General features: G+C 72.7%; 19 protein-coding genes. 9 read left to right on the forward strand and 10 right to left on the reverse strand.

Annotation, left to right across the window (positions count from 1 at the left end; translation table 11 throughout):
• Positions 1-132: 132 nt before the first annotated feature.
• From SM793_RS28750 to SM793_RS28795, 10 genes are all read right to left on the reverse strand, one after another.
• Complete coding sequence (locus SM793_RS28750; protein WP_320441218.1) at positions 133-1,134, reverse strand: ADP-ribosylglycohydrolase family protein; 1,002 nt, start codon at positions 1,132-1,134, stop codon at positions 133-135.
• A gap of 20 nt (positions 1,135-1,154) precedes the next feature.
• A complete protein-coding gene (locus SM793_RS28755; RefSeq protein WP_320441219.1) occupies positions 1,155-2,369 on the reverse strand; it encodes a cytochrome P450 in 1,215 nt (404 codons plus the stop codon).
• A gap of 131 nt (positions 2,370-2,500) precedes the next feature.
• Positions 2,501-3,487: a hypothetical protein gene (locus SM793_RS28760; protein WP_320441220.1), complete on the reverse strand. Its 987-nt coding sequence runs from the start codon at positions 3,485-3,487 to the stop codon at positions 2,501-2,503.
• A complete protein-coding gene (locus tag SM793_RS28765; RefSeq protein ID WP_320441221.1) occupies positions 3,484-4,836 on the reverse strand; it encodes a protein phosphatase 2C domain-containing protein in 1,353 nt (450 codons plus the stop codon). Before SM793_RS28765 ends, SM793_RS28760 begins: the two co-directional genes overlap by 4 nt.
• A gap of 13 nt (positions 4,837-4,849) precedes the next feature.
• The gene (locus tag SM793_RS28770; RefSeq protein ID WP_320441222.1) at positions 4,850-5,509 is read right to left on the reverse strand and encodes a vWA domain-containing protein; all 660 of its coding nucleotides are present in this window, start codon (positions 5,507-5,509) and stop codon (positions 4,850-4,852) included.
• A 50-nt stretch (positions 5,510-5,559) separates the two neighbouring features.
• Positions 5,560-6,078: a hypothetical protein gene (locus SM793_RS28775; RefSeq protein WP_320441223.1), complete on the reverse strand. Its 519-nt coding sequence runs from the start codon at positions 6,076-6,078 to the stop codon at positions 5,560-5,562.
• Positions 6,075-7,538: a methyl-accepting chemotaxis protein gene (locus SM793_RS28780; protein ID WP_320441224.1), complete on the reverse strand. Its 1,464-nt coding sequence runs from the start codon at positions 7,536-7,538 to the stop codon at positions 6,075-6,077. The genes SM793_RS28775 and SM793_RS28780 overlap by 4 nt, the downstream gene beginning before the upstream one ends.
• 210 nt (positions 7,539-7,748) lie before the next feature.
• The gene (locus tag SM793_RS28785) at positions 7,749-8,489 is read right to left on the reverse strand and encodes an SIR2 family NAD-dependent protein deacylase (RefSeq protein WP_320441225.1); all 741 of its coding nucleotides are present in this window, start codon (positions 8,487-8,489) and stop codon (positions 7,749-7,751) included.
• Positions 8,490-8,595: 106 nt separating this feature from the next.
• Entirely contained in the window at positions 8,596-10,278 is a 1,683-nt protein-coding gene (locus tag SM793_RS28790; protein ID WP_320441226.1) for a transporter, read from the reverse strand.
• Positions 10,275-11,084 (reverse strand): ABC transporter ATP-binding protein, encoded by an 810-nt coding sequence (locus tag SM793_RS28795; protein ID WP_320441227.1) that lies wholly within the window; start codon positions 11,082-11,084, stop codon positions 10,275-10,277. The genes SM793_RS28790 and SM793_RS28795 overlap by 4 nt, the downstream gene beginning before the upstream one ends.
• Before the next feature lie 295 nt (positions 11,085-11,379).
• Here SM793_RS28795 and SM793_RS28800 point away from each other — a divergent pair, with 295 nt between their 5' ends.
• The 9 genes from SM793_RS28800 (at position 11,380) to SM793_RS28840 (ending at position 22,372) form a co-directional block, all read left to right on the forward strand.
• Positions 11,380-11,988 carry a DUF1707 and DUF4190 domain-containing protein gene (locus SM793_RS28800; RefSeq protein WP_320441228.1) on the forward strand — a complete coding sequence of 203 codons (609 nt, stop codon included), beginning with the start codon at positions 11,380-11,382 and terminating at the stop codon, positions 11,986-11,988.
• Between the two features lie 312 nt (positions 11,989-12,300).
• Positions 12,301-13,902, forward strand: coding sequence for a DUF2142 domain-containing protein (locus SM793_RS28805; protein ID WP_320441229.1), 1,602 nt, complete (start codon positions 12,301-12,303; stop codon positions 13,900-13,902).
• 379 nt (positions 13,903-14,281) lie between these two features.
• Positions 14,282-14,653: a 30S ribosomal protein S12 gene (gene rpsL, locus SM793_RS28810; protein ID WP_014144289.1), complete on the forward strand. Its 372-nt coding sequence runs from the start codon at positions 14,282-14,284 to the stop codon at positions 14,651-14,653.
• Positions 14,654-14,655: 2 nt separating this feature from the next.
• A complete protein-coding gene (gene rpsG, locus SM793_RS28815; protein ID WP_030393278.1) occupies positions 14,656-15,126 on the forward strand; it encodes a 30S ribosomal protein S7 in 471 nt (156 codons plus the stop codon).
• 39 nt (positions 15,127-15,165) lie between these two features.
• The gene (fusA, locus tag SM793_RS28820) at positions 15,166-17,271 is read left to right on the forward strand and encodes an elongation factor G (protein ID WP_320441230.1); all 2,106 of its coding nucleotides are present in this window, start codon (positions 15,166-15,168) and stop codon (positions 17,269-17,271) included.
• A gap of 195 nt (positions 17,272-17,466) precedes the next feature.
• On the forward strand, positions 17,467-18,660 hold the full coding sequence (tuf, locus tag SM793_RS28825) for an elongation factor Tu (RefSeq protein ID WP_320441231.1): 1,194 nt from the start codon (positions 17,467-17,469) through the stop codon (positions 18,658-18,660).
• A gap of 114 nt (positions 18,661-18,774) precedes the next feature.
• Entirely contained in the window at positions 18,775-20,832 is a 2,058-nt protein-coding gene (locus SM793_RS28830) for a hypothetical protein (RefSeq protein ID WP_320441232.1), read from the forward strand.
• A gap of 125 nt (positions 20,833-20,957) precedes the next feature.
• Positions 20,958-21,917, forward strand: coding sequence for a glycosyltransferase family 2 protein (locus tag SM793_RS28835; RefSeq protein ID WP_320441233.1), 960 nt, complete (start codon positions 20,958-20,960; stop codon positions 21,915-21,917).
• Positions 21,914-22,372 carry a GtrA family protein gene (locus tag SM793_RS28840; RefSeq protein ID WP_320441234.1) on the forward strand — a complete coding sequence of 153 codons (459 nt, stop codon included), beginning with the start codon at positions 21,914-21,916 and terminating at the stop codon, positions 22,370-22,372. The genes SM793_RS28835 and SM793_RS28840 overlap by 4 nt, the downstream gene beginning before the upstream one ends.
• The last annotated feature ends 39 nt before the right edge of the window (positions 22,373-22,411 follow it).

Raw genomic sequence — 22,411 nt, forward strand, 5'->3', positions numbered from 1 at the left:
CCCGGTTCCCGCACCGGTCTTCGGCCGCACGACGACCTGTGTCTCCGGCTCTTCCAGCGGCCTGCCGGTCGACCGGCCCGCCCCGCCGCCCGCCTCCGCGGCGAACAGCGGCGAGCGGTGGTCAGTCCCGGATCAGTCCCAGAGCGCGCCGAACTCCAGCAGCTCGTCCCGGTGCTCGATCCGCTCCACCCAGGTCGCCGGCCAGGCGTCGGCGCCCGCGTGGGCCCCGGCGAAGGCGCCTGCCAGGCAGGCGATCGAGTCGGAGTCCCCGGAGGAGTACGCGGCCCGGCGGACGGCGGCCACCGGGTCGTCCGGGAGCAGCAGGAAGCAGAGCAGTCCGGTGGCGAGCGCCTCCTCGGCGATCCAGCCCTCGCCGGTGGCCAGGCAGGGGTCGGCCTCGACGTCCGGCGCGGCGAGCGCGGCGTCGAGCCGGTCGAGCACCGCCAGGCACTCGTCCCAGCCCCGGGTGGCGAAACCCTCGGTGGTCCGGTCCTGGGCGTGCGCCGCGAGGTCGTCGAGCCACTGCGCGTCGTACCGGCCCCGGCGGGAGAGCGCGTACGCCCGCAGCACGGCGGGCAGGCCGGTCGGCGGCAGGCCCTCGGCGAGCTTGCGGACGGCGTACGCGGTGAGCTCGCTCGCGGCGAGCGCGGTCGGGTGGCCGTGGGTGAGGCCGGACTGGAGCTGGGCCGCGCCGGCCAGTTGCGTCGTCGTCAGCTCGCGGACCAGGCCGAGCGGGGCGACCCGCATATTGGCGCCGCAGCCCTTGGAGCCGACGTCGCTCGCGAGCTGCCAGCGCACCCCGGGCGCGGCGAGCCGGTCGCAGGAGCGCAGACAGGTCATGCCGGGGGCGCGGTTGTTCTGCGGCGAGCGCGACCAGGCGAGGAACTCGGCGCGCAGCGGCGGCTCCAGGCCCTGCGGAGTGAGCGGCCCGTCCGCCAGGGCGGTGCGCAGGGCGCGGGCCAGGGCGAGTGCCATCTGGGTGTCGTCGGTGACCAGCCCGTCGTCCGGCAGCGGCAGCCGCCGCCAGTCCGGCCACTGCGACGCGATCAGCTCGACCTCCGAGAACTCGGTGACCTTGCCCAGCGCGTCCCCGATCGCCAGTCCCAGCAGTGCCCCCGTCGCCTTGTCGCCCACGGCCCGCTCCCCCTCTTCCGTCACACCTCGGCCAGCAGTTCCTCGAGTCCGCGGATCACGTAGCCCGGGCGCCACTCGGGCTCGCGGACCAGGTGCAGGCCCGGGGCGCGGCGGAGCAGGGTGCCGTAGGACTCGGTGAGTTCCAGTCTGGCGAGGGGGGCGCCGAGACAGAAGTGGATTCCGGCGCCGAAGGTGATGTGCGGGTTGTCGCTGCGGCCGAGGTCGAGGCGGTCGGGGGCGGTGAAGCGGTCGGGGTCGCGGTTGGCGGAGCCGAAGAGCAGGGCGACCTCGGCGCCGCGCGGGACGGTCACGCCGCCGATCTCGATGTCCTCCAGTACCCAGCGCTCGAACATCTGCAGTGGGGTGTCCCAGCGCATCAGCTCCTCGACGGCGGTGGGCAGCAGCCCGTCCACGTCGGCGCGCAGCCGGGCGAGTTCGGCGGGGTTGCGGAACAGTGCCCACCAGCCGTTGCCGGTGGTGTTGACGGTGGCCTCGTGGCCGGCGTTGAGCAGCAGGACGCAGGTGGAGACCATCTCCTGCTCGCTGAGCGCGTCGGAGCCCTCCTGGGCCTGGATCAGCGCGCTGATCAGGTCGGTGCCGGGGGCGGTGCGGCGGTCGCGGATCAGTGCGCGGAGGTAGTCGGAGAACTCGGTGCTCGCGGTGACGGCCCGGCGGGCGGTCTCCTCGGTCGGGTTGAGTTCGAACATCCCGGTGATGTCGGCCGACCAGGGGCGCAGCAGGTGCCGGTCGGACTCCGGGATTCCGAGCATCTCCGCGATCACCGCGACCGGCAGCGGTTCGGCGACGGCGGCGATCAGGTCGCCGCCGCCGGCCGCGAGCAGCTCGTCGACGAGTTCGTCGGCCAGGCGCCGCACGGTCGGGCGCAGGCTCTCGACCATGCGCGGGGTGAAGGCCTTGGAGACCAGGCGGCGGATCCGGGTGTGGTCCGGGGCCTCCAGGTCGAGCAGGCCGTTGTCGTTGAGGGTGTGGAACGGCTCGTGCGCCGGGTCGGGGCCGGGCCGGCCGAACTCCTGGTGGCTGAACCGGTGGGTGTAGGTGCGGCCGAGGCGGCGGTCCCGCAGCAGCGCGCCGACGTCGGCGTAGCGCGGGACCAGCCACTGGTCGGTGGCTTCGAAGTACGTCGCCGGACCCTGTGCGCGCAGTTCGGCGTACGCGTCGTAGGGGTGGGCCACGAACGCCGCCGACCAGGGGTCGAACTTCACCGTCGTCGTCATCGGTCGATCACTCCAGGCCGTGAGGGGGAGCCGGAAGGATCATCGTACGCACGCGCTCCGTCCGGCCCCAGGGGCGGCGGACCCCGTCAGTCGGGACGCTGTCAGTCCGGACCCCGTCACTCCGGACCTCGTCAGTCCGGCCGCTGCAGCCGGATGCTGCCCCGGGGTGCCCGGCCGTCGAACAGCCGCGCGTCGACCGGCCGGGACGGACGCGGCACCGGCGCCCCGGCCGGGGCGAGCGGGATGCTGCCCCGGTCGCCGAGCGCCAGCAGCCAGGCGGTCGGGTCCGGCCGGCTCCCGTACGGTCCGCCGGCCTGCTCCCAGACCCGGCGGGCCTGGCCCAGCTGTCGTTCCGTCAGCACCCCGGGCAGTGGATCGAGCGGCGCTCCCGGCGCCAGGTACGGGTCCTGTGCCAGGGTCCGGCCGATCAGCAGGGCCGCCTTGTAGCGGTCGCTGTCCAGTGAGGCGGCGCCGCCGTGCGGGGCGAGCGGGTCGGACCAGTTGGGGGTGTCGGCCTGCTCCAGCACCGGCGCCGCCCCGACCCGGCGGATGCCGTCGCAGTCCAGCAGGTGCACCGCCGGTCCGGGCCGCACCGACCAGAGCACATTGGCGTGCGAGAGGTCGCCGATCACCAGTCCCAGGCGGTGCAGCCGGTCGATCAGCCCCAGCAGCTCCAGCGCCAGGGCCAGCCGCTGCTCCGGGTCCGGGCGGGCGACACCCTGGGTGGCGGGCTTCTCCGGGTAGAGCAGGTACTGCGCCTCGGTGAGCCTGGACCCGCCGGAGGCCGTCCGCCAGGTCATCGAGGCGGGTGCCTCGCGCATCAGGAAGCCGACGCAGCGCGGGCCGTCCACCACCCGGCAGAGCGGCCAGGCGGCCTGCGCGTCCAGCCGGTCCCGGTCGTCCGGCGGCAGGGCGAGCCGCAGCGCGACCAGCTCGGCCAGGGCCGGCCCGTGCACCCGCCCGGGCTCCAGGTAGCGCTTGAACAGCACCTCCGGGACGCCGTCCAGCCGCCGTACCAGGCCCTGACCGCCCCGGCCGGCCTCGGGGCCGGCGGGCAGCAGGGCGAGGCCGAGGTCCGCGCCGCCGGCCAGCGCGGTGGCGATGTCAGGGGCGGTCATGCCGGCGCCTCCCAGAGGCAGACGACCGAGCGGTCGTCGTCGTAGCTGCGCACCCGGACCTGGGCCTGCCAGAGGAACTCGGCCAGGCCGGGCACCTCGCGGCCCCAGCGCCCGCCGAGGAACTCCCGCAGCTCGGGCTCCTTGACCAGGGGGAGGGCGAGCCCGTCGGTGCAGAGCACCAGCACGTCGCCGGGGCGGGTGTCGGTGATCAGCGCGGTCCGGACGAGCCCGTACGCCTCCGGCAGGCAGTCCGTCCGGGTGCTGATCAGGGTGCCCGGGCCGTCGTCGCCGTCGCCGTCCCCGTCGGCGTCGAGGTTCTCCCAGCCGCCCTCGCGCAGACGCAGCAGTCCGCCGTCGCCGACCGCGACGAAGCCTCGGGCCGGGACCTCCGGGTCGGCCGGTACCAGCAGTGCCCGGAGCGTGGTCGACCAGCTCTTCGGCGGATGCCCGAACCGCTCGGCCTCCTGGGCGAGTTCCTCGGCTGCGGCGGCGACGAGCCGGCTCGTCAGGCCGGCGAAGTCCGCCGCGGCGCCGGTCCGCAGGAGGCCCAGCAGGGTGTCCGCCTGCGGCAGGACGTGCTTGGCCAGCAGCCGGACGATGCCGTTGGAGCCGTGGTGGGAGTGCGGCTGGGAGCCGACGCCGTCGGCGACCGCGACCAGCAGCAGCCCGCCGGCCCGGACGACCAGGGCGGCGTCCTGCCGGCACTCGGCCGCGTAGCGGTGCGAGTCGCCGCGGACGGAGGCGGCCCGGACGGTGACCGGGCCGAACCGGCCGCCGTCCACGACGGTGTCGGGCAGCAGGACGCCGTAGAGGTCGCCGCCGCGGACGGCGGGGATGTCGGTCGGTTCGGCGGGGTAGGCGGGGGCCTTGCGGCCGACGTGGGCGAGCGGTCCCGGGGTCCGGAACGAGGACGGCCGGACCACCGGGTCGGCGCCGGTGGGCGCCTCGGGTCCGGCGGCTGCCTCGGCGTCGGCAGGTGTCTCGGGTCCGGTGGGTGCGGCCGTCCCGGCCGAGGGTGCGGCCGGGGGTGCGGCGGAGGCCGGTTCGACCGGGCCGCCGAGCGGCGACACCGGGTCCGCCCAGGGCTCGCGGACCGCGGCCGGGCCCTGGCCGATCGGCCGCGGCAGGAAGTCCTCGGGCGTCACCCGCCCGGGGGTGACGACGGGCCCCGCGAGGGCCTCGTCGGGCGCGGGGGTCGGGGCCGGGCCGGGGGCCGGCGGGGACTCCAGGTCCCAGTTCTCGTAGACGGAGGCGGCGACCTCGATCGGGTCGCCCTTGCGGGTCGGCGCGTGCTGCGGCCCGGGCTCGGACACCCGGCCGGCCGGCGGCGGACTCTCGTGCGCATTCATCCGGCGGCCCGGCTCAGAGCTTGTCGAGCGAGACGGTGGTGAAGCCGGACAGCTGGTCGTCGACCTGGAGGCTCATACCGGTGCCGGCGGCGGTCGCCCCGCTCACCGAGCGCACGATCGACCGGGTCAGGCTGGCCGCGAACTCCCGCAGCGCGGGCGCCACATCGGCGTCCCCGTCCTCCTGCATGAAGGCCTTGAAGGTCGCGACCCGGGCGATCACCGCCCGGTCGGCCTGGCCGATGCCGAAGGCGATGATGTGCGGCCGGAACGCGGCGGCGAGCAGGTCCTGGTAGGGCTGCTCCCAGTCGGTGTCGGTCGGCTCGCCGTCGGAGAGGAAGAAGACCACTGGACGGTAGACGTCGTGGCCCTCGCCCTTCAGCTCCCGCACGTCCCGCTCGATCGCCCGGCCGAGCAGGTCGAAGACTCTGCCGAAGGACGTCAGACCGGAGGCCTCCAGGGCCGGCAGTTCCTCGAGGTCGCTCAGGTCGACCAGCGGCTGGAGCTCATGGGCGTCGGTGGAGAAGCCGATCAGCCCGAACCGGGTCTTGTCGGCGACGGTCGGGTTGGTGCTGATCTCCTGGTGGAGCTCGAACAGCGCCTTGTTGAGGGTGTCGATGTACAGGGTCATGGACGAGGACTCGTCGCAGACGGCGTAGAACGGGAGGATCTGCACTGCACTTCTCCTTCGAACGGCAGGGCGTCGGCGGCCGGCCGGGGTGGCGGTCAGCCGGTGTAGAAGTAGATCTCCAGCGAGGCGTGCCGGGGGTTGTCCGCGAGCGAGATGAAGTCCCGGGCGGTGGTGCCCCGGAACATCTCCGGACGGGCCTGCGCGAGCAGGCCGTTGACGGTGTGGGCGTACGCCTGGCCGGCGCCCGGGTCGCGGTTGCTGCCGAAGGTGAGGACCACGGCGGCCTGCCGTCCGGCGTAGGGCTCGGTGGCGGCGCGGATCTGCGCGGCCAGGCCCGCCGTGTCAGCGGCGTCCCCGGTCACGTCGACGCTGACCGGGTCGTGCTCGACCCCGCGCGGCCCGGTCGGGGTGGGGGTCGGGAGCGGCGCGGTGCTCGGGGCGGCGCTCGCGCTCGGGGTGGCGGTGGGCGTCGCGGCGGCCCGTTCGGCGGCCACCGGGTCGCCCTGGTCGCCCATCGCGACCAGGGCGAGCACCAGCAGCATGTCGGCGAACAGCCAGCCGACCAGGTGGGTTCCGCGGAGGCCGGGCCGCGTGGTCCGGAACCGGCCCCTCATCGGCCCTGCCCGTGCACCGGCACCTCGTCCAGGTCGAGCAGCGTCCGGTCGTCCAGGTCGCCGGCGGTACTGGAGGCCGTCCCGGAGGCCGTCCCGGAGGCTGTACCGGAGGCCGCACCGCCGCCCGGGGCGGCGGCGGTGGCGGTGGCGGAGGCGGCAGCGGTGCCCCGGGACCGGGCGGCGCCCTCGTCGGGCCCGGGGCCGGCGGAGGTCTTCACCATGACGATCCCCGGGGACCCCTCGCCCCGCCGGTCGGCCGCCGCGTCCAGCCGGGCCGCCGCCGCGGTGGCCGCCGAGGCCGCGGCGGCGACCCGGTCCGCCATCGCCACGACCTCCCGCGCCAGGCCGTCGAGCCGCTCCAGCATCTGCCCGCCGACGTCCGCGACGGTCTCCGCGCCGGTGGTGAAGCCGCGCTGGGCGACCGCGAGGTCCCGCACCGCGCCCTCCACCCGCTCCCCGGCGTCCGCGAGTCCGGCGCCGACCCGGTCGGTGGCCTGCCGGACCAGGTCGACCGCGTCGGCGGCCTGCCGACCGCTCCGGTGGACCAGGTTGTCGGTGGCCGCCGCGCCGTCCCGGACGGTCCCGGCGAGCCGGTCACCGCTGTCCTTCACCGCCCGGCCGACGCCGTCGACGGCCCGGCCGATGCCGCCGACCGCCTTCTCCACGCCGTCGACGGCCCGGCGCAGCGGGTCCACCGCCGCGCCCGCCTCGGCCAGCCGCTGCTCGGCCCCGGCGACCGAGCGCTCGACGGCCAGCGCCGCCCCGCTCAGGTCGCGCTGGGTGTCGGCGGCCTGCCGGACGAGCCGTTCCAGGGTCTCCGCCGCGCCGGTGAGCTCGGCCGCGAAGCGCTGCGGCGTCGAGCGGCGGCGCTCGTTCAGCACCAGCTGGGCCCGGGTGAGCAGCGGCGCCAGCTCCGCCAGCAGGTCCTCGGCCTCGGCCTCGGCCGCCGCCTCGCGGCGCTCGGTGCCCGCCCTGCGCAGGCCGTGCGCGACGGACAGCGCCAGCAGCAGCGCGATGAAGAGGGTCGCGGAGCGCGCGATGTCCTCGAAGCCGGCCCAGCCGGGCAGCCGGCCCTCGAAGCCGGTCTGCCAGAGCTGGAGGAAGGGCCGCGCGGCCTGCCGGGGGTCCGCGCCGACCAGTGCCCGGTAGGCGCCGCTGGCCTGCATCAGCCCGCCCCAGGTGACCAGCAGGGGGACGAACACGAGCCCGCCCAGCGCCACTTCGGCCCAGGCCCAGAACCTCGGCGCGGGCCGGGGCCGGACCGCGGCCCGGACGCTCTCCGGCCGGACGAAGCTGTGCACCAGGTCGAGTTCGGTCCAGCGGTCCAGGTCGCCGGCCCCGGAGAGCGCCAGGCCCAGTTCGCGGAGCTCCTCCTGGCGGTGCGCGAGTCCGGGGCGGTCGGCCAGTGCCCGCAGTCCGCCCCCGAGCGCGGTGCGGTCCAGCAACTGGCCTGGGGTCATGAGGGCTCCTTCGTACGCGCCGCCGCGGAGCGGGCACGCCTGTGCCCCGGTGCGGCGCGCGGGCGTGCCCCGCCCGCGCGGCCTCCCCCCGTGGCCGGAAACCGACCACGCCGCTCCGCGCGGCAGCGTAGCGCAGAACAGGCCACCGGGACTTGGGAGTTCGGAAAGGTCGCGGCCCTTTCCGGCATCGCGCCCGGCGTGCGCGGGCGGTCAGCCGCGGCGGGCGATCAGCCGTTCCACGAGGGCCGGCAGGGCGGTCGAGATCGGCTCGCGGACGACCTCCTCGGCGGCCTCGTCGAGCGGTGTCGGCTCGCCGTTCACCACGATCAGCCGGGCGCCGGCCCGTACCGCGTCGTACGGAAGCGCGGCCACCGGGTAGACCTTCAGGCTGGTGCCGACGGCGATGAACAGCTCGCAGGCCGCGCTGACCGCCTCCGCCTGCCGGAGCACCTCGGGGTCCAACTGCTCGCCGAACATCACGGTGCGCGGGCGCAGGATCCCGCCGCAGGCGAGGCAGGCCGGATCCGGCTCGCCCGCCGCGACCCGCTCCAGGGCCTGCTCCGTCGGGCCGGTCGCGCGGCAGTCCACGCACTGCACTTCCCTTGCGGTGCCGTGGAGTTCGAGCACCTTGCGCGGGGTCTGCCCGGCCCGCTGGTGGAGTCCGTCGACGTTCTGGGTGAGTACCCGCAGCGGCAGCCCGGACCGCTCCAGCGCCACCAGCGCCCGGTGCCCGGCGTTCGGCTCGGCGGCGAGCGCGCCGGGCGCGGCCCGCATCCGCCACGCCTGGCGGCGGACCTCCGGATCGGACAGGTACGGTCCGGCGGTGACCAGCCGCTGCGCGCCCGGGTCGCGCTGCCACAGGCCGTTCGGGCCGCGGTAGTCGGGGATACCGGAGTCGGTGGAGATCCCGGCGCCGGTGAGTACGGCGATCAGCGGGCGCTTGGCGTTCATGCCCGGGACGCTACGGTCCCCGCCGACCGCCCGCCACCGAAAATCCGCCGGGGCCGCCGGGGCCGTCGGACCCCGGCCGGGGTCCGACGGCCCCGGTGCCGGTGTGTCAGCGTTCGACGGCCTTGGCGAGAACCTCCGGGAGGCGCTCCAGCAGACGGCCGGCGGCGAGGCGCAGCCCGAGGGCGGCGACGGCGGCGCCGTAGAGGGGGCCGGCGAGCAGCAGCGGCCAGGTGACGGCGCCGGTGGCGAGGGCCCAGACCAGGTAGCCGACGACCGGGGCGGCGAGGGCGGCGCTGCCGAACATCGAGCCGAAGCTGTTCAGCATCACCAGCCCGCCCTGGCCCGGTGCGGCGTTGCGCATCGGGTTGTTGTCGGCGGGCATGGTGTACGGCGCGAGCACGCTGAGCACGGCGCCGATCGCGAGGCCGCTGCCGAGCAGGGCGAACGCGAGGCCGACGGCGGCCGGCAGCCCGGACCAGTCGCCGGTGGCGGCGGCCAGCACCAGGGCGAGCACCAGGGTGATCGGCACGGCGTAGGAGAGGACGGCGAACGCGCGCCCGCGCAGCTCGTCCCGGGCGTCCGCCGGGGTCAGCAGGGTGGCCGCGACCATCCAGAACGCGGAGCCGTCCATGCCGAACAGGTTGAGCATCTGCAGCCCGAGGAACATCCCGGTCATCGCCACCAGGTAGACCGTCGACCAGCCCTGGACGATCGACAGCACGCAGATCACCAGGGTCATCCCGATGCTGGTGAAGACGGCGGCCTTGGCCCGAGGCTCGCGCCAGGCGTAGCGCAGGTGGCGCTGCATCACCGCGCCGGTCCGGCCCTCCGGCAGGAGGCGCGGGCCGCGCCGCGCCCGCTGCACGCCGCGGACGACCTCCACCGTCGAGGCGTCCGCGGTGACCATCAGCTGCTGCAGGCTGGCACGCCACCACCGCAGCAGCAGGGCGAGCAGCGCGGCGGTGGCGGCGAGCTGGAGCAGCGCGAGCGGCCACCGCCCCTCGCCGGCGGTGCGGGCCGCGTCGACGGCGCCGACCGGCGGGATCCAGCGCAGCACGGCGGCGACCGGGGCCAGCGGGCCGAGGTCGACGCCGTTCTCGCCCGCCCTGCCGAAGACGCTCTGCGAGCCGAGGTTGGCGATCTGCGCCAGCAGCGCGAACAGCAGGCCGCCGAAGACGGCGAAGTCCTTGCCGCGCCGGCTGGAGAGCAGCCGGGCGTTGCCGGCGGCGACCGCGCGGGCGAGCGTCACCACGGTGAGCACCGCGAGCGGCACCCCGACCGCGCCGGCCACCGCCGAGGCGGCACCGTGCGCGCCGGACAGGGCGGCGCCGGTGAGCAGCACCAGGCTGATCAGCGGTCCGGGGCCGAGCAGCGCGGCGAGCGCCGAGCCGCGCAGCAGCGGTCCGGGCCGCAGCGGCAGCATGGTGAGCCGGGTGGGATCGGCGCTCTCGTCGCTGGTGAAGAGGAACAGCGGGATCGCCGCCCAGGCGAGGGTGAGCGCGCCGGCCAGGACGACGCCCGCGTCCCCGGCGGCGCCGTGCTCGACGTGGTCGTGGAGGACCGTCAGCAGCAGGGCGACGCCGGACGCGAACAGCAGGCCGACCGTGGCGCCGAGCACGTACAGGGCGGCGCGGCCGCGGCTGCGGCGCAGCCCGTTGCGCAGCAGCCGGAGCTTGAGCGAGACCAGGGTGCGGACGACCGTCCGGCCGTCGGGGATCCCGGCCGTCGGAAGGGGACCGGCAGCCGGGAGCGGGGCCGCGGCCGGGAGGGGGGCGGGGGAGGGGCTCACCGCTCGCCCCCGCCGAGCCAGTCCAGTGACCGGCCGTCGTCCTCGCGGACGCCGATCAGGTCCAGGAACGCCTCGTGCAGGCTGCGCCCGCCGCGGACGGTGTCGAGCGGGCCGTGGGCGATGACCCGGCCGGCGCTGATGACGGCGACCCAGTCGCAGAGCTGTTCGACGAGCTCCATCACATGGCTGGAGAAGACGACGGTGGAGCCGGCCGCCGCGTACCGCTTGAGCACGCCGCGGATGGTCTGGGCGGAGACCGGGTCGACGCCCTCGAACGGCTCGTCGAGGAAGAGCACGTCCGGGTTGTGCAGCAGGGCGGCGGCGAGGCCGATCTTCTTGCGCATGCCGGTGGAGTAGTCGGCGACCAGCTTGTCGGCGTGGTCGGCGAGGTCGAGGACGGCGAGCAGCTCCTCGGCGCGGCGGTCGACCTCGGCGCCCGGCAGTCCGCGCAGCCGGCCGTTGTACTGGAGCAGCTCGCGGCCGCTGAGCCGCTCGAACATGCGCAGGCCCTCGGGCAGGATGCCGATCCGGGCCTTGGCGGTGACCGGGTCGGCCCAGACGTCGGCGCCGTGGATGAGCACGGTCCCCTGGTCGGGCCGGAGCAGGCCGGTGACCATCGACAGTGTGGTGGTCTTGCCGGCGCCGTTCGGGCCGACCAGTCCGATGAACGCCCCTGTCGGCAGCTCCAGACCGAGCCCGGCGACGGCGGCCTGGCTCCCGAAGTGCTTCCACAGGCCCTGGATGGACACCGCCGAGCGCACGGGGGTGGTCGGGTCGGGGGACGGCGGCGGCGCCGATGCCTGCATGGCGGCTCTCTCTGCTGGTGGTCGGACCGGTCGGGGCCGATGATCATTCCATGATCGAAACGGGGGGCCCGACGACAGCCTGCCACCGCCCGGCCCGGCCTGTCTCCTGCGACGGTGCCCCAGGCGCGCCGGGACCGTACGGGTGAACGGTGCGGCGGGGGGACGACGGGCGGAACCGGAGGTTCACCGGATCGGGAGAATCGGCAACTACTCGGAGTCCCCGTTCGTCCTGCACTATGAGAGTCCGACGAACGGGGGGACTCCGTGGTCGTGCGGGGGTACCGGGAGGTGGCGGATGGCCGTTCAGCCGTGGGGTGAGCAGGAGTTCGGGGCGGCCCGGCCGCCGGCGTCGGGACCGCCCGCGATGCCGTACCCCGCGATGCCGCACACCGGCGTGCCGCAGGTCGCGATGCCGCAGTCGGCGATGCGGGCGGCGACCGCGGACCGCGAGCGCACGGTGGACGTGCTGAAGGCCGCGTTCGCCGAGGGCCGGCTCAGCGCCGCCGAGTACGGCGAGCGCTTCGAGGCGGCCAGCACCGCGCAGACCTACGGCCAGCTCGCCCGGCTCGTCGCCGACCTGCCGTCCGGGCCGATGGTCGCCCCGCAGATGACGGTGGCGCAGGCCGGGCCCGTCCTCCTCCCGGTGCCGCCGACCTTCCTGGCCCCGCCGCCGCCGCGGCGGACCAACGCCGTGGCGGTGACCTCGCTGGTCCTCGGCCTGCTCTGCGTGCCGACCGGCGGCCTGCTCGGGGTGCCGGCCGTGATCACCGGTCACATCGGACGCCGGCAGGCGGCCGAGCGGAACGAGGAGGGTGACGGGATGGCCGTCACCGGGATCGTCTTCGGCTGGCTGTCGATCGCCTTCTGGGCGATGATCATGCTGATGGTGGGCGTCTACGGCTGACGGGGCCGGGGGCGCGCGCCCCGACGGGGCGGTCCGGGAGCGCGCCGTCGCGGGTCCGGGCGACCCCTCCCGCCAGGTGTGACGGGTAGGTGAAGGTCCGGGTGAACCGCTGTGGGGACCAAGCCTTAGGATGCCGGGAAGGCTGCCCCGGACCTCGTGCCCGGGGCGGTTCCATGAGACGCGATCTCATTCCCGCCGGTACCTGCTCGAAGGACCTCGACGGGCGGTGACAGTGCCGCCGGGGAGAAAGTCCGGTGACGGGCTCGATGCTGACACGAAGAGACGGCAGTGACTCCTAATCCCAACCGACCGATGACGAAGACCTTCAAGCGGATAGCCGACCGCCTGGTGAACTCCCCGCGACGGCTGTGGGGGATCTCCTTCCTCCTGTTCGTCGTTCTCGGCTCGGCATGGTCGCTGTCCACTCCGATGGGCGGCTCCCCGGACGAGTACGCGCACCTGGTGCGGGCCGCCGCAGTCGCCCGCGGGCAGGTCAACGGCACCGAGGTGATGGTCAAGCACCAGGTCGCCGGCATGGACGGCCAGTTCGCCGAGACCGGCGTCCAGCTGCCCGAGTGGTACCGCGAGCTGTCCACCCGGCACAGCTGCTACGCCTTCCAGCAGTGGCAGTCGGCCGACTGCGCCCCGGCGCTGGGCAGCTCGGAGAAGACCGTCGAGGTGACCACCGCGGCAGGCCGTTACAACCCGCTCTACTACGCGGTGGTGGGCTGGCCCAGCCTGCTCGTCTCCGGCGAGCTCGGGCTGTACCTGATGCGACTGGTCTCCGCGATGTTCTGCGCCGGGCTGCTGGCCAGCGCTGTGGTCGCCGCCGCCGAGTGGCGACGCCGCGGGATCATGATCGCCGGACTGCTCGCCGCCCTGACGCCGACGACCCTGTACATGGGCGGCATGGTGAACCCGAGCGGCCCCGAGATCGCAGCCGGTGTACTGGTCTGGAGCGCGGCGCTGCCGATGTTCATGACACCGGACCGCGCCCTGCTGAACCGCCGGCTGCTGCGGCTGGGTATCGGTGGCCTGGTGCTGATCAACATCCGCCCGCTCGGCCTGGTCTGGTTCGCCGGCGCGGTGGTCTGCGCGCTGCTGCTGGCCCAGCGCTCGGCCGTCCGCATGGTGGTGCGGACGAGGGCGACCTGGCTGTGGGGCCTGCTCCTGCTGGCCGGTACCGGGGTCGCCATGGCCTGGGCGATGGCCCACCCGGACCATTCGGTGATCCAGATCCCCGACTGGTTCACCCCGCTGAACGCCGCACGGCGGACCTTCGACAACTCGCTCGTCTACATCCACCAGATGATCGGCGACTTCGGCTGGCTGGACACCCCGGCCCCGGCGATCACCTGGCTGCTCTGGCCGGCCGCGGTGATCCTGCTGATCCTGCTGGCACTCTGCTTCGGCCGCCCGCGGCAGGCCTTCGTGGTCCTGGCCATCATGGTCGCGCTGGTCCTGGTGCCGGTGGCCGCCCAGGCGAGCCAGGCGACCAAGATCGGCATGGTCTGGCAGGGCCGCTACCTGCTGCCCTTCATGGTCGGCCTGCCGATGGCGGCGGCGGCCGTGGCCGCCCTGCGGGTGCCGTCCGGGGGGCTGCCGTGGCGACGCCTGATCGGCTGGATGGCCCTGACCCTCACGGTGGCGAATGTCGCCGCTTTCGTCTGGACGCTGCGCCGCAACACCGTCGGCACCGCCGGCGCGTTCTTCATCCACCCCGCGCACTGGTCCCCGCCGGGCAGCTGGCTGCTCTGGCTGCTGGCCTACGGCCTCGGCGCGACCGGCCTGGCCGTGATCGCCCTGGCCGGCGACCGCGCGCCGTCCGCCACGGCCCCGGCGCCGCACCCGCCGGTCGACGGGGAGCGGGTCCTGCGTCGGGCCGACGACCGGCGGGCGACGCCGGTCGGCTGAGCGCGGGACGAGTTGCGCGGCGCGCCGGGAGGGCGTGTGCTATAAGCATCCGCCATGGTGCCGGGGACCCCGGCGCCACCGCTACGACCTGCGACGTTCCATTTGTTTTGACCGAGCCCGATGCGCTAGGTACGCTCTGACCTTGTGCCTGGGGTGTCCCCGGGTCCTTGTGCGTGCATGCACACCGGTCGCCGCGCCGAGCCGGAGCGTCTTTTACGGCGCGCCGCGCGTAGAGCGCCGTCGCTGTACATCAGCCCACGGGATTCCGTGCCGGAAAAAACCCAACACACCCGACCGCGTGGGTCGACCACGGGGCCGTGTGCGGGGGACACCGCAGGTTAGTTCCACCAAGCCTTGGCACACAGAAAACGGAGAAACGGTGCCTACGATCCAGCAGCTGGTCCGAAAGGGCCGGCAGGACAAGGTCGAGAAGAACAAGACTCCCGCGCTGAAGGGTTCCCCGCAGCGCCGTGGGGTCTGCACGCGTGTGTACACGACCACCCCGAAGAAGCCGAACTCGGCCCTTCGTAAGGTCGCCCGTGTGCGCCTCACCAGCGGGATCGAGGTCACCGCTTACATTCCGGGCGAGGGCCACAACCTGCAGGAGCACTCCATCGTGCTGGTGCGCGGTGGTCGTGTGAAGGACCTTCCTGGTGTCCGCTACAAGATCATCCGCGGTTCGCTCGACACCCAGGGTGTCAAGAACCGCAAGCAGGCTCGCAGCCGCTACGGCGCCAAGAAGGAGAAGTAAGAATGCCTCGTAAGGGCCCCGCCCCGAAGCGCCCGGTCATCATCGACCCGGTCTACGGCTCCCCTGTCGTCACCCAGCTGGTCAACAAGATCCTGCTGCACGGCAAGCGCTCCACCGCCGAGCGGATCGTCTACGGCGCCCTCGAGGGTGTCCGCGAGAAGAGCGGCGCCGACCCGGTCGTCACGCTGAAGCGTGCGCTGGAGAACGTCAAGCCCGCCCTCGAGGTCAAGTCCCGCCGTGTCGGTGGCGCGACCTACCAGGTTCCGGTCGAGGTCCGTCCGGGCCGCGCCAGCACCCTGGCGCTGCGCTGGATGGTCGGCTACTCGCGCGCCCGCCGCGAGAAGACCATGACCGAGCGCCTGATGAACGAGATCCTCGACGCCAGCAACGGTCTGGGCGCTTCCGTGAAGCGTCGCGAGGACACTCACAAGATGGCCGAGTCCAACAAGGCGTTCGCGCACTACCGCTGGTAGTCCGTACCCCGTCACTAGACAGAGAGAGAACGAGCCACCATGGCTGCAACCTCCCTTGACCTCGCCAGGGTCCGCAACATCGGGATCATGGCGCACATCGACGCGGGCAAGACCACCACCACCGAGCGGATCCTGTTCTACACCGGTGTGTCGTACAAGATCGGTGAGGTCCACGATGGCGCTGCCACCATGGACTGGATGGAGCAGGAGCAGGAGCGCGGCATCACGATCACGTCGGCCGCGACGACCTGTCACTGGACCGTCGACGATGCCGACCACACCATCAACATCATCGACACCCCGGGTCACGTCGACTTCACCGTCGAGGTGGAGCGTTCGCTCCGCGTCCTCGACGGTGCGGTGACGGTGTTCGACGGTGTCGCCGGTGTCGAGCCCCAGTCCGAGACCGTGTGGCGGCAGGCCGACCGCTACGGCGTCCCGCGCATCTGCTTCATCAACAAGCTGGACCGCACGGGCGCCAACTTCTTCTTCTGCGTCAAGACCATCGTGGACCGCCTCGGCGCGACCCCGCTGGTCATGCAGCTGCCGATCGGTGCCGAGGCGGACTTCCAGGGCGTTGTCGACCTGGTCCGCATGAAGGCGCTGGTCTGGTCCGCCGAGGCGGCCAAGGGCGAGATGTACGACATCGTCGACATCCCGGCCGAGCTGCAGGAGCAGGCGGACGAGTACCGCGAGCAGCTGATCGACACCGTGTCGAACGTCAGCGACGAGATCATGGAGCTCGCCCTCGAGGGCGAGGACATCCCGGTCGAGCTGCTGCAGGACGCGATCCGCAAGGGCACCCTGAACTCGGACTTCACCCCGATCTTCTGTGGTACCGCGTTCAAGAACAAGGGCGTCCAGCCCCTGCTCGACGCCGTCGTCAAGTACCTGCCGTCCCCGCTGGACATCGAGTCCATCGAGGGCACCAAGCCGGGCGACGACACGGTCAAGATCTCCCGCAAGGCCTCGGACGACGAGCCGCTCGCCGCGCTCGCGTTCAAGATCATGTCGGACCCGCACCTCGGCAAGCTCACCTTCGTCCGGGTCTACTCGGGCCGCCTGGAGTCCGGCACCTCGGTGCTGAACGCCGTCAAGGGCAAGAAGGAGCGCATCGGCAAGATCTACCGCATGCACGCGAACAAGCGTGAGGAGATCGACTCGGTGGGCGCCGGCGACATCATCGCCGTCATGGGCCTGAAGCAGACCACCACCGGTGAGACGCTGTCCGACGAGAAGCACCCGGTCATCCTGGAGTCCATGGACTTCCCGGCCCCGGTCATCCGCGTCGCGATCGAGCCCAAGTCCAAGGGTGACCAGGAGAAGCTGGGCGTTGCCATCCAGCGTCTCGCCGAGGAGGACCCGTCCTTCCAGGTCAACACGGACGAGGAGACCGGCCAGACCATCATCGCGGGTATGGGCGAGCTGCACCTCGAGGTGCTCGTCGACCGTATGCGCCGTGAGTTCAAGGTCGAGGCCAACGTCGGCAAGCCGCAGGTCGCGTACCGCGAGACGATCCGTCAGGCCGTCGAGCGCATCGACTACACCCACAAGAAGCAGACCGGTGGCTCCGGTCAGTTCGCCAAGGTGCAGATCGCGATCGAGCCGCTCGAGCAGGCCGAGGGCTACGAGTTCGTCAACCAGGTCACCGGTGGCCGCGTGCCGCGGGAGTACATCCCGTCGGTCGACGCCGGCTGCCAGGAGGCCATGGAGTTCGGTATCCTCGCCGGCTACCCGCTCCAGGGCGTTCGCGTGAAGCTCCTCGACGGTGCGGCGCACGACGTCGACTCGTCCGAGCTCGCGTTCAAGATCGCCGGCTCGATGGCCTTCAAGGAAGGCGCCCGGAAGGCCAAGCCGGTCCTCCTGGAGCCGATGATGGCCGTCGAGGTCACCACGCCCGAGGACTACATGGGCGACGTGATCGGCGACATCAACTCTCGCCGTGGCCAGATCCGGTCCATGGATGAGCGTCACGGTGCCCGCGTCGTCACGGCGCTGGTGCCCCTCTCCGAGATGTTCGGCTACGTCGGTGACCTGCGCAGCAAGACCTCTGGTCGCGCGAGCTACTCGATGCAGTTCGACTCGTACGCCGAGGTTCCGAGGAACGTCGCGGACGACATCATCGCGAAGGCCAAGGGCGAGTAACGTCCCGACTTTCGGGACAACAGCCACCCCTTAGGCTATTGGGAGGCAACCCGGGAGGATCCGGTCGGATCCTCCCGGGGCCTCCGGCCCCCCACTCAGTGGGACGGCACGGGGTGTCCTCCGGACAGCCCACAAAAACCATCAAAGACCAACTGACGTCACCACGGCGTACAGAACTGTCCTCAGGAGGACTCAGTGGCGAAGGCGAAGTTCGAGCGGACGAAGCCCCACGTCAACATCGGCACCATCGGTCACATCGACCACGGTAAGACCACGCTGACCGCGGCCATTACCAAGGTGCTGCACGACGCGTACCCGGACATCAACCCCTTCACGCCGTTCGACCAGATCGACAAGGCGCCGGAGGAGCGGCAGCGCGGTATCACCATCTCGATCGCGCACGTCGAGTACCAGACCGAGGCGCGTCACTACGCCCACGTCGACTGCCCGGGTCACGCGGACTACATCAAGAACATGATCACCGGTGCCGCCCAGATGGACGGCGCCATCCTGGTGGTCGCCGCCACCGACGGCCCGATGCCGCAGACCAAGGAGCACGTCCTCCTGGCCCGCCAGGTCGGCGTCCCGTACATCGTCGTCGCCCTGAACAAGGCCGACATGGTGGACGACGAGGAGATCCTGGAGCTCGTCGAGCTCGAGGTCCGTGAGCTGCTCTCCGAGTACGAGTTCCCGGGCGACGACCTGCCGGTCGTCCGCGTCTCCGCGCTGAAGGCCCTCGAGGGCGACGCCGAGTGGGGCCAGAAGCTCCTCGGCCTGATGCACGCCGTCGACGAGAGCATCCCCACCCCGGCCCGCGCCGTGGACCAGCCGTTCCTGATGCCGATCGAGGACGTCTTCACGATCACCGGTCGTGGCACCGTCGTCACCGGTCGCATCGAGCGCGGCATCCTCAAGGTCAACGAGACCGTCGACATCATCGGCATCAAGACCGAGAAGACCACCACCACGGTCACCGGCATCGAGATGTTCCGCAAGCTGCTCGACGAGGGCCAGGCCGGTGAGAACGTCGGTCTGCTGCTCCGCGGCATCAAGCGCGAGGACGTCGAGCGCGGCCAGGTCATCATCAAGCCGGGTTCGGTCACGCCGCACACCGACTTCGAGGCCCAGTCCTACATCCTGTCGAAGGACGAGGGTGGCCGTCACACCCCGTTCTTCAACAACTACCGCCCGCAGTTCTACTTCCGTACCACGGACGTGACCGGCGTCGTGACCCTCCCCGAGGGCACCGAGATGGTCATGCCGGGCGACAACACCGGCATGACGGTCGCGCTGATCCAGCCGATCGCCATGGAGGAAGGCCTCAAGTTCGCCATCCGTGAGGGTGGCCGGACCGTCGGCGCCGGCCAGGTCACCAAGATCATCAAGTAATTGGTGCTCTGACCGCCCGACCATTGGTCGAGGAGGGCCCGGCGAAGATCTCGCGATCTTCGCCGGGCCCTCGGCTTTTGTCCGGAGCGGTTTCGCTCTATAGGATCCGACACCATGGTGCGAGCACTCTCCGTGTTGGAAGTATCACTACCGGTCAAAAAATCGAGCCTCGAACACCCCTCTCCCGGAAGCCCCGAGCGCAGCCTGCCGATCCTGGCCGGCTGCCTCTTCGCATCCTGGGCGCTTCCGGCCGCGCTCGTCGGGGTCGGCTTCGGCGTGCTGGTCCTGCCGCTGCTGCTGCTGGCCGTCGGCTCCCTGCTCCGGGTCGGCGGCGTGCTGCTCGACCGGCTGGTCGCTGCCGCGCTGGTCGTCGCCGGCGGCGTGCTGGCCCTCGGCCTGCTCTTCTCGCTCTGGCCGTGGGGCCTCGCTCCCGTCCCCACCTCGGGCGCGCTCCTCACCGTGGTGACCCTCACCGGGTGGCTGGGCCGGCGCACCCCCCGGCTGCCGCTGCGCCTGCGGCCGTCCGACCTCCTGGTGCTCGGTACCGCCTACGGGATCTGGCACTACCTGTCCGCGCCGCTGACCGGCAAGGGACCGGGCTGGCGCCTGGAGTTCCTGGCCACCGCCGAGGACCGGCTCAACCACTTCTCCTACTTCGCGGGCATCCAGCACGTCGGCGGCTACAACTTCCTGCACCAGGAGGCCGCCAAGGCGTACATGATGTCGCCGGCCGAAGGGGTCTACCCGCAGGGCACCCACTTCCTGCTCGCCTGGGTCGACTCGCTGGTGCGGTCCGCCGCCGACCTCGGCGCGCCGCTCGACACCATGAACCGCTACCTGCTCTACGTCCTGGCCGCGTACGCGCTGCTGGGCACGGCCCTGGTCTGGGCGGCCCGCTGGATCGGCGGCCCGCGACTGCGGGGCTGGCGGACGGCGGCGGTGTGCGGCACGGTCGCCGCGCTGGTGTTCTCCAGCAACTACACCCAGCTGGTCGTCCACGGCTTCGACTCCACCGTCGTCGGCCTGCTGATGGTGACCCTGCTCGCGGCCTTCATGGTGCGGCCGGCGATGGGGACGGTCGAGTTCCCGCTCGTCGCGGCGCTCGGCCTGATCACCGTCGCCTACGCCTACAACCTCTTCGGCGCCGTGGCCGGCCTCGCCGTGGTCGGCGCCCTGGTGGTCCACCGCCGCCGGTTCCGGCGCGCGTACTGGCCGCGCCACGCGCTGGCCGCCGCGGTCGCGCTCGGCATCGCGGGCCTGCCCAGCCTGGTGTCCGTGCTCTCCGAGCTCGACGTCGCCAGTACCTCCAACCTCGGCGGCCCCAGCGTCGGCGCGGACCGGGCCATCATGGTCGGCGGCCTGCTGCTGGGCGCGCTGGCCGCCCTGTCGCCGAGCCTGCGGCGGACCGCCACCGGGCAGGCCCTGCTCGTGGTGGTGCTCGCCACCGGGGCCGCGGTCGGCGGCTTCGCCTGGTGGCAGATCCGCACCATCGGGCAGGTCTCCTACTACTTCGAGAAGCTGGCCGGTACCGGGATCGTGATCGCGCTGGTCTCGGTCGGCGCCGTCGGCCCGCTGCTGCGCGCAACCCCGCCCGCCCGGCGCGCGACGCTGCGGCACCGGATCGGCGAGGGTCTCCTCTCGGTGCTCACGGTGGCGGTCGCCTTCAGTCTCTTCGCCGGCGTCCAATGGGGCATGGACTCCTTCAAGGGAAGGCCGTCGGCCTGGCACGACAGCCCGCTGGCCGCCTGGAGCCGGGGGGAGGACTGGAGCGACATCGGTCCCCGGCACGGCGCCACAGTGATGGGCGACCTCGACGGCATCGAGGGTCCGGTGATGGTGCTCTACTCGAACGACGACTACAAGAACCTCAAGTCCACCTGGCTCGCCGCCCTGCTGCGTTCGCGCGGCGGTGACATGCTGCCGCTCTACGAGACGCACTGGGTGAACATCGGCGCCGCCGAGCGTCCGGAACCTGAGCACCGGGCGGCGATGGAGCACCTGAGGAAGGCCGCGTCGGAGCTGGGCGAGCCGATGACCGTGGTGGTGGCCGACCCCGCGACCGGCGACCGGATCCGCCGGGAGCTCGTCGGCTTCCGTCCGCGTGTCACGGTGGTGGCGAAGCCCGGCAACGACTGGGTCCACCCGTGGGCCCGGAGCTTCCCGGGGGTCTGACCGCCCCCGCCCCGACCAGCGGGAACAGCTCTCACGCCCTGCTCATCCGGTCTCATCCCGGCCTCAGCACCGGCTGCTATTGTCGGCCAGGATCCACCAGCTCCGGCCGAAAGCGGGACCAATTCATGTCGACAGCGCCTCAGTTGTCGGTCGTCATGCCGATCTACAACGAGCAGGAGGCGCTGCCGAGGACCGTCGAGCGGCTGCGGCCGATCCTCGACGCGCTCGGGGTGGGCTACGAGGTGGTCGGCGTCGACGACGGCAGTACCGACGCGACCTCCGTGCTGATGCTGAAGATCCGCCAGGACTGGCCGGAGTTCCGGATCATCAGGCTGGCCCGCAACTCCGGTCACCAGGCCGCCCTGAAGGCCGGCCTCGACCGCGCCCTCGGCGCCTACGTGGTGAGCCTCGACGCCGATCTGCAGGACCCGCCGGAGAAGATCCCGGAGATGTTCACGCTGGCCCGCGAGCAGGGCCTCGACATCGTCTACGGGGTGCGCGGCGACCGCACCACCGACAGCTCGTTCAAACGGCGCTCGGCCGGTGCCTACTACTGGCTGATGCGCAAGCTCGTCGGGAAGCGGATGCCCAACCAGGCCGGGGACTACCGGCTGCTCAGCCGGGCCGCGGTGGACGCGCTCAAGGCCCTGCCCGAGCACCAGCCGGTCTACCGGCTGCTGGTGCCGTGGCTGGGCTTCCCGAGCGGGGAGGTGGTCTACGTCCGCGAGGAGCGGGTGGCCGGCAGCACGCACTACCCGCTGGGGAAGATGGTCCGGCTCGCGCTGGACAGCATCGTGAACTTCTCGGCCGCTCCGCTGCGGCTGGCCACCTGGCTCGGCCTGCTGAGCTTCGCGGTGTGCCTGATCATGAGCGTCTACACCGCCGTCGCCTTCGCCATCGGCGTCACCGTGCCCGGCTGGTCCTCGCTCTTCATGGGGATGCTGTTCCTCGGCGCGGTGCAGCTGATCTGCGTCGGCCTGCTGGGGGAGTACACCGCGCGGATCTACTCGGCGGTGCAGGCCAGGCCGGCCTACTTCGTCGGCTACGACTCGGTCGACGATGAACGCCAGGACAACTCTCGATGACATTCACCGGCGATCCGGCGCCGTCGACGCCGCCACCCGCACCGCCGCCGGCACCACCCGGCCGGGCTCCCCGGCGGCAGCTGCCGTCCTTCCTGGTGATCGGCGCGCTGAGCACCCTCTTCTACCTGGCGCTGTACGCGGGACTGCGCCAGGCGGCCTCGGCCCAGGTGGCCAACCTGGTCGCGCTGGCCGTGAGCGCGGTCGCCAACACGGCCGCCAACCGGCGCTTCACCTTCGGGGTGACCGGCAGCGAGGGCGCGCTGCGCCACCAGGCCCAGGGGGCGGTGGCCTTCCTGATCGCGCTCGGCCTGAGCAGCGGTGTGCTGGCACTGCTCGACCTGCTGGCGCCGGCCGCCTCCCGCCCGGTCGAGGTGGCCGGGCTGGTGCTGGCGAACGGGCTCGCCACGGTGGTCCGCTTCCTGCTGCTGAAGGTCTGGGTGTTCCGGGGCCGCTGAGCCCTGTGGGTGCCCGGGACGACCAGAAGGGCCCGGCCG

Origin of the sequence: Kitasatospora purpeofusca (assembly GCF_034043715.1) — a bacterium.
GTDB lineage: Bacteria > Actinomycetota > Actinomycetes > Streptomycetales > Streptomycetaceae > Kitasatospora > Kitasatospora purpeofusca_A.

Excerpts from the sequence above, each read along its gene's own strand:
- SM793_RS28755 (WP_320441219.1), bottom strand. The coding sequence starts at position 2,369 with ATGACGACGACGGTGAAGTTCGACCCCTGGTCGGCGGCGTTCGTGGCC.
- SM793_RS28760 (WP_320441220.1), bottom strand. The coding sequence starts at position 3,487 with ATGACCGCCCCTGACATCGCCACCGCGCTGGCCGGCGGCGCGGACCTC.
- SM793_RS28765 (WP_320441221.1), bottom strand. The coding sequence starts at position 4,836 with ATGAATGCGCACGAGAGTCCGCCGCCGGCCGGCCGGGTGTCCGAGCCC.
- SM793_RS28775 (WP_320441223.1), bottom strand. The coding sequence starts at position 6,078 with ATGAGGGGCCGGTTCCGGACCACGCGGCCCGGCCTCCGCGGAACCCAC.
- SM793_RS28780 (WP_320441224.1), bottom strand. The coding sequence starts at position 7,538 with ATGACCCCAGGCCAGTTGCTGGACCGCACCGCGCTCGGGGGCGGACTG.
- SM793_RS28785 (WP_320441225.1), bottom strand. The coding sequence starts at position 8,489 with ATGAACGCCAAGCGCCCGCTGATCGCCGTACTCACCGGCGCCGGGATC.
- SM793_RS28795 (WP_320441227.1), bottom strand. The coding sequence starts at position 11,084 with ATGCAGGCATCGGCGCCGCCGCCGTCCCCCGACCCGACCACCCCCGTG.
- SM793_RS28800 (WP_320441228.1), top strand. The coding sequence starts at position 11,380 with ATGGCCGTTCAGCCGTGGGGTGAGCAGGAGTTCGGGGCGGCCCGGCCG.
- SM793_RS28805 (WP_320441229.1), top strand. The coding sequence starts at position 12,301 with ATGACGAAGACCTTCAAGCGGATAGCCGACCGCCTGGTGAACTCCCCG.
- rpsG (WP_030393278.1), top strand. The coding sequence starts at position 14,656 with ATGCCTCGTAAGGGCCCCGCCCCGAAGCGCCCGGTCATCATCGACCCG.
- fusA (WP_320441230.1), top strand. The coding sequence starts at position 15,166 with ATGGCTGCAACCTCCCTTGACCTCGCCAGGGTCCGCAACATCGGGATC.
- SM793_RS28830 (WP_320441232.1), top strand. The coding sequence starts at position 18,775 with ATGGTGCGAGCACTCTCCGTGTTGGAAGTATCACTACCGGTCAAAAAA.
- SM793_RS28835 (WP_320441233.1), top strand. The coding sequence starts at position 20,958 with ATGTCGACAGCGCCTCAGTTGTCGGTCGTCATGCCGATCTACAACGAG.
- SM793_RS28840 (WP_320441234.1), top strand. The coding sequence starts at position 21,914 with ATGACATTCACCGGCGATCCGGCGCCGTCGACGCCGCCACCCGCACCG.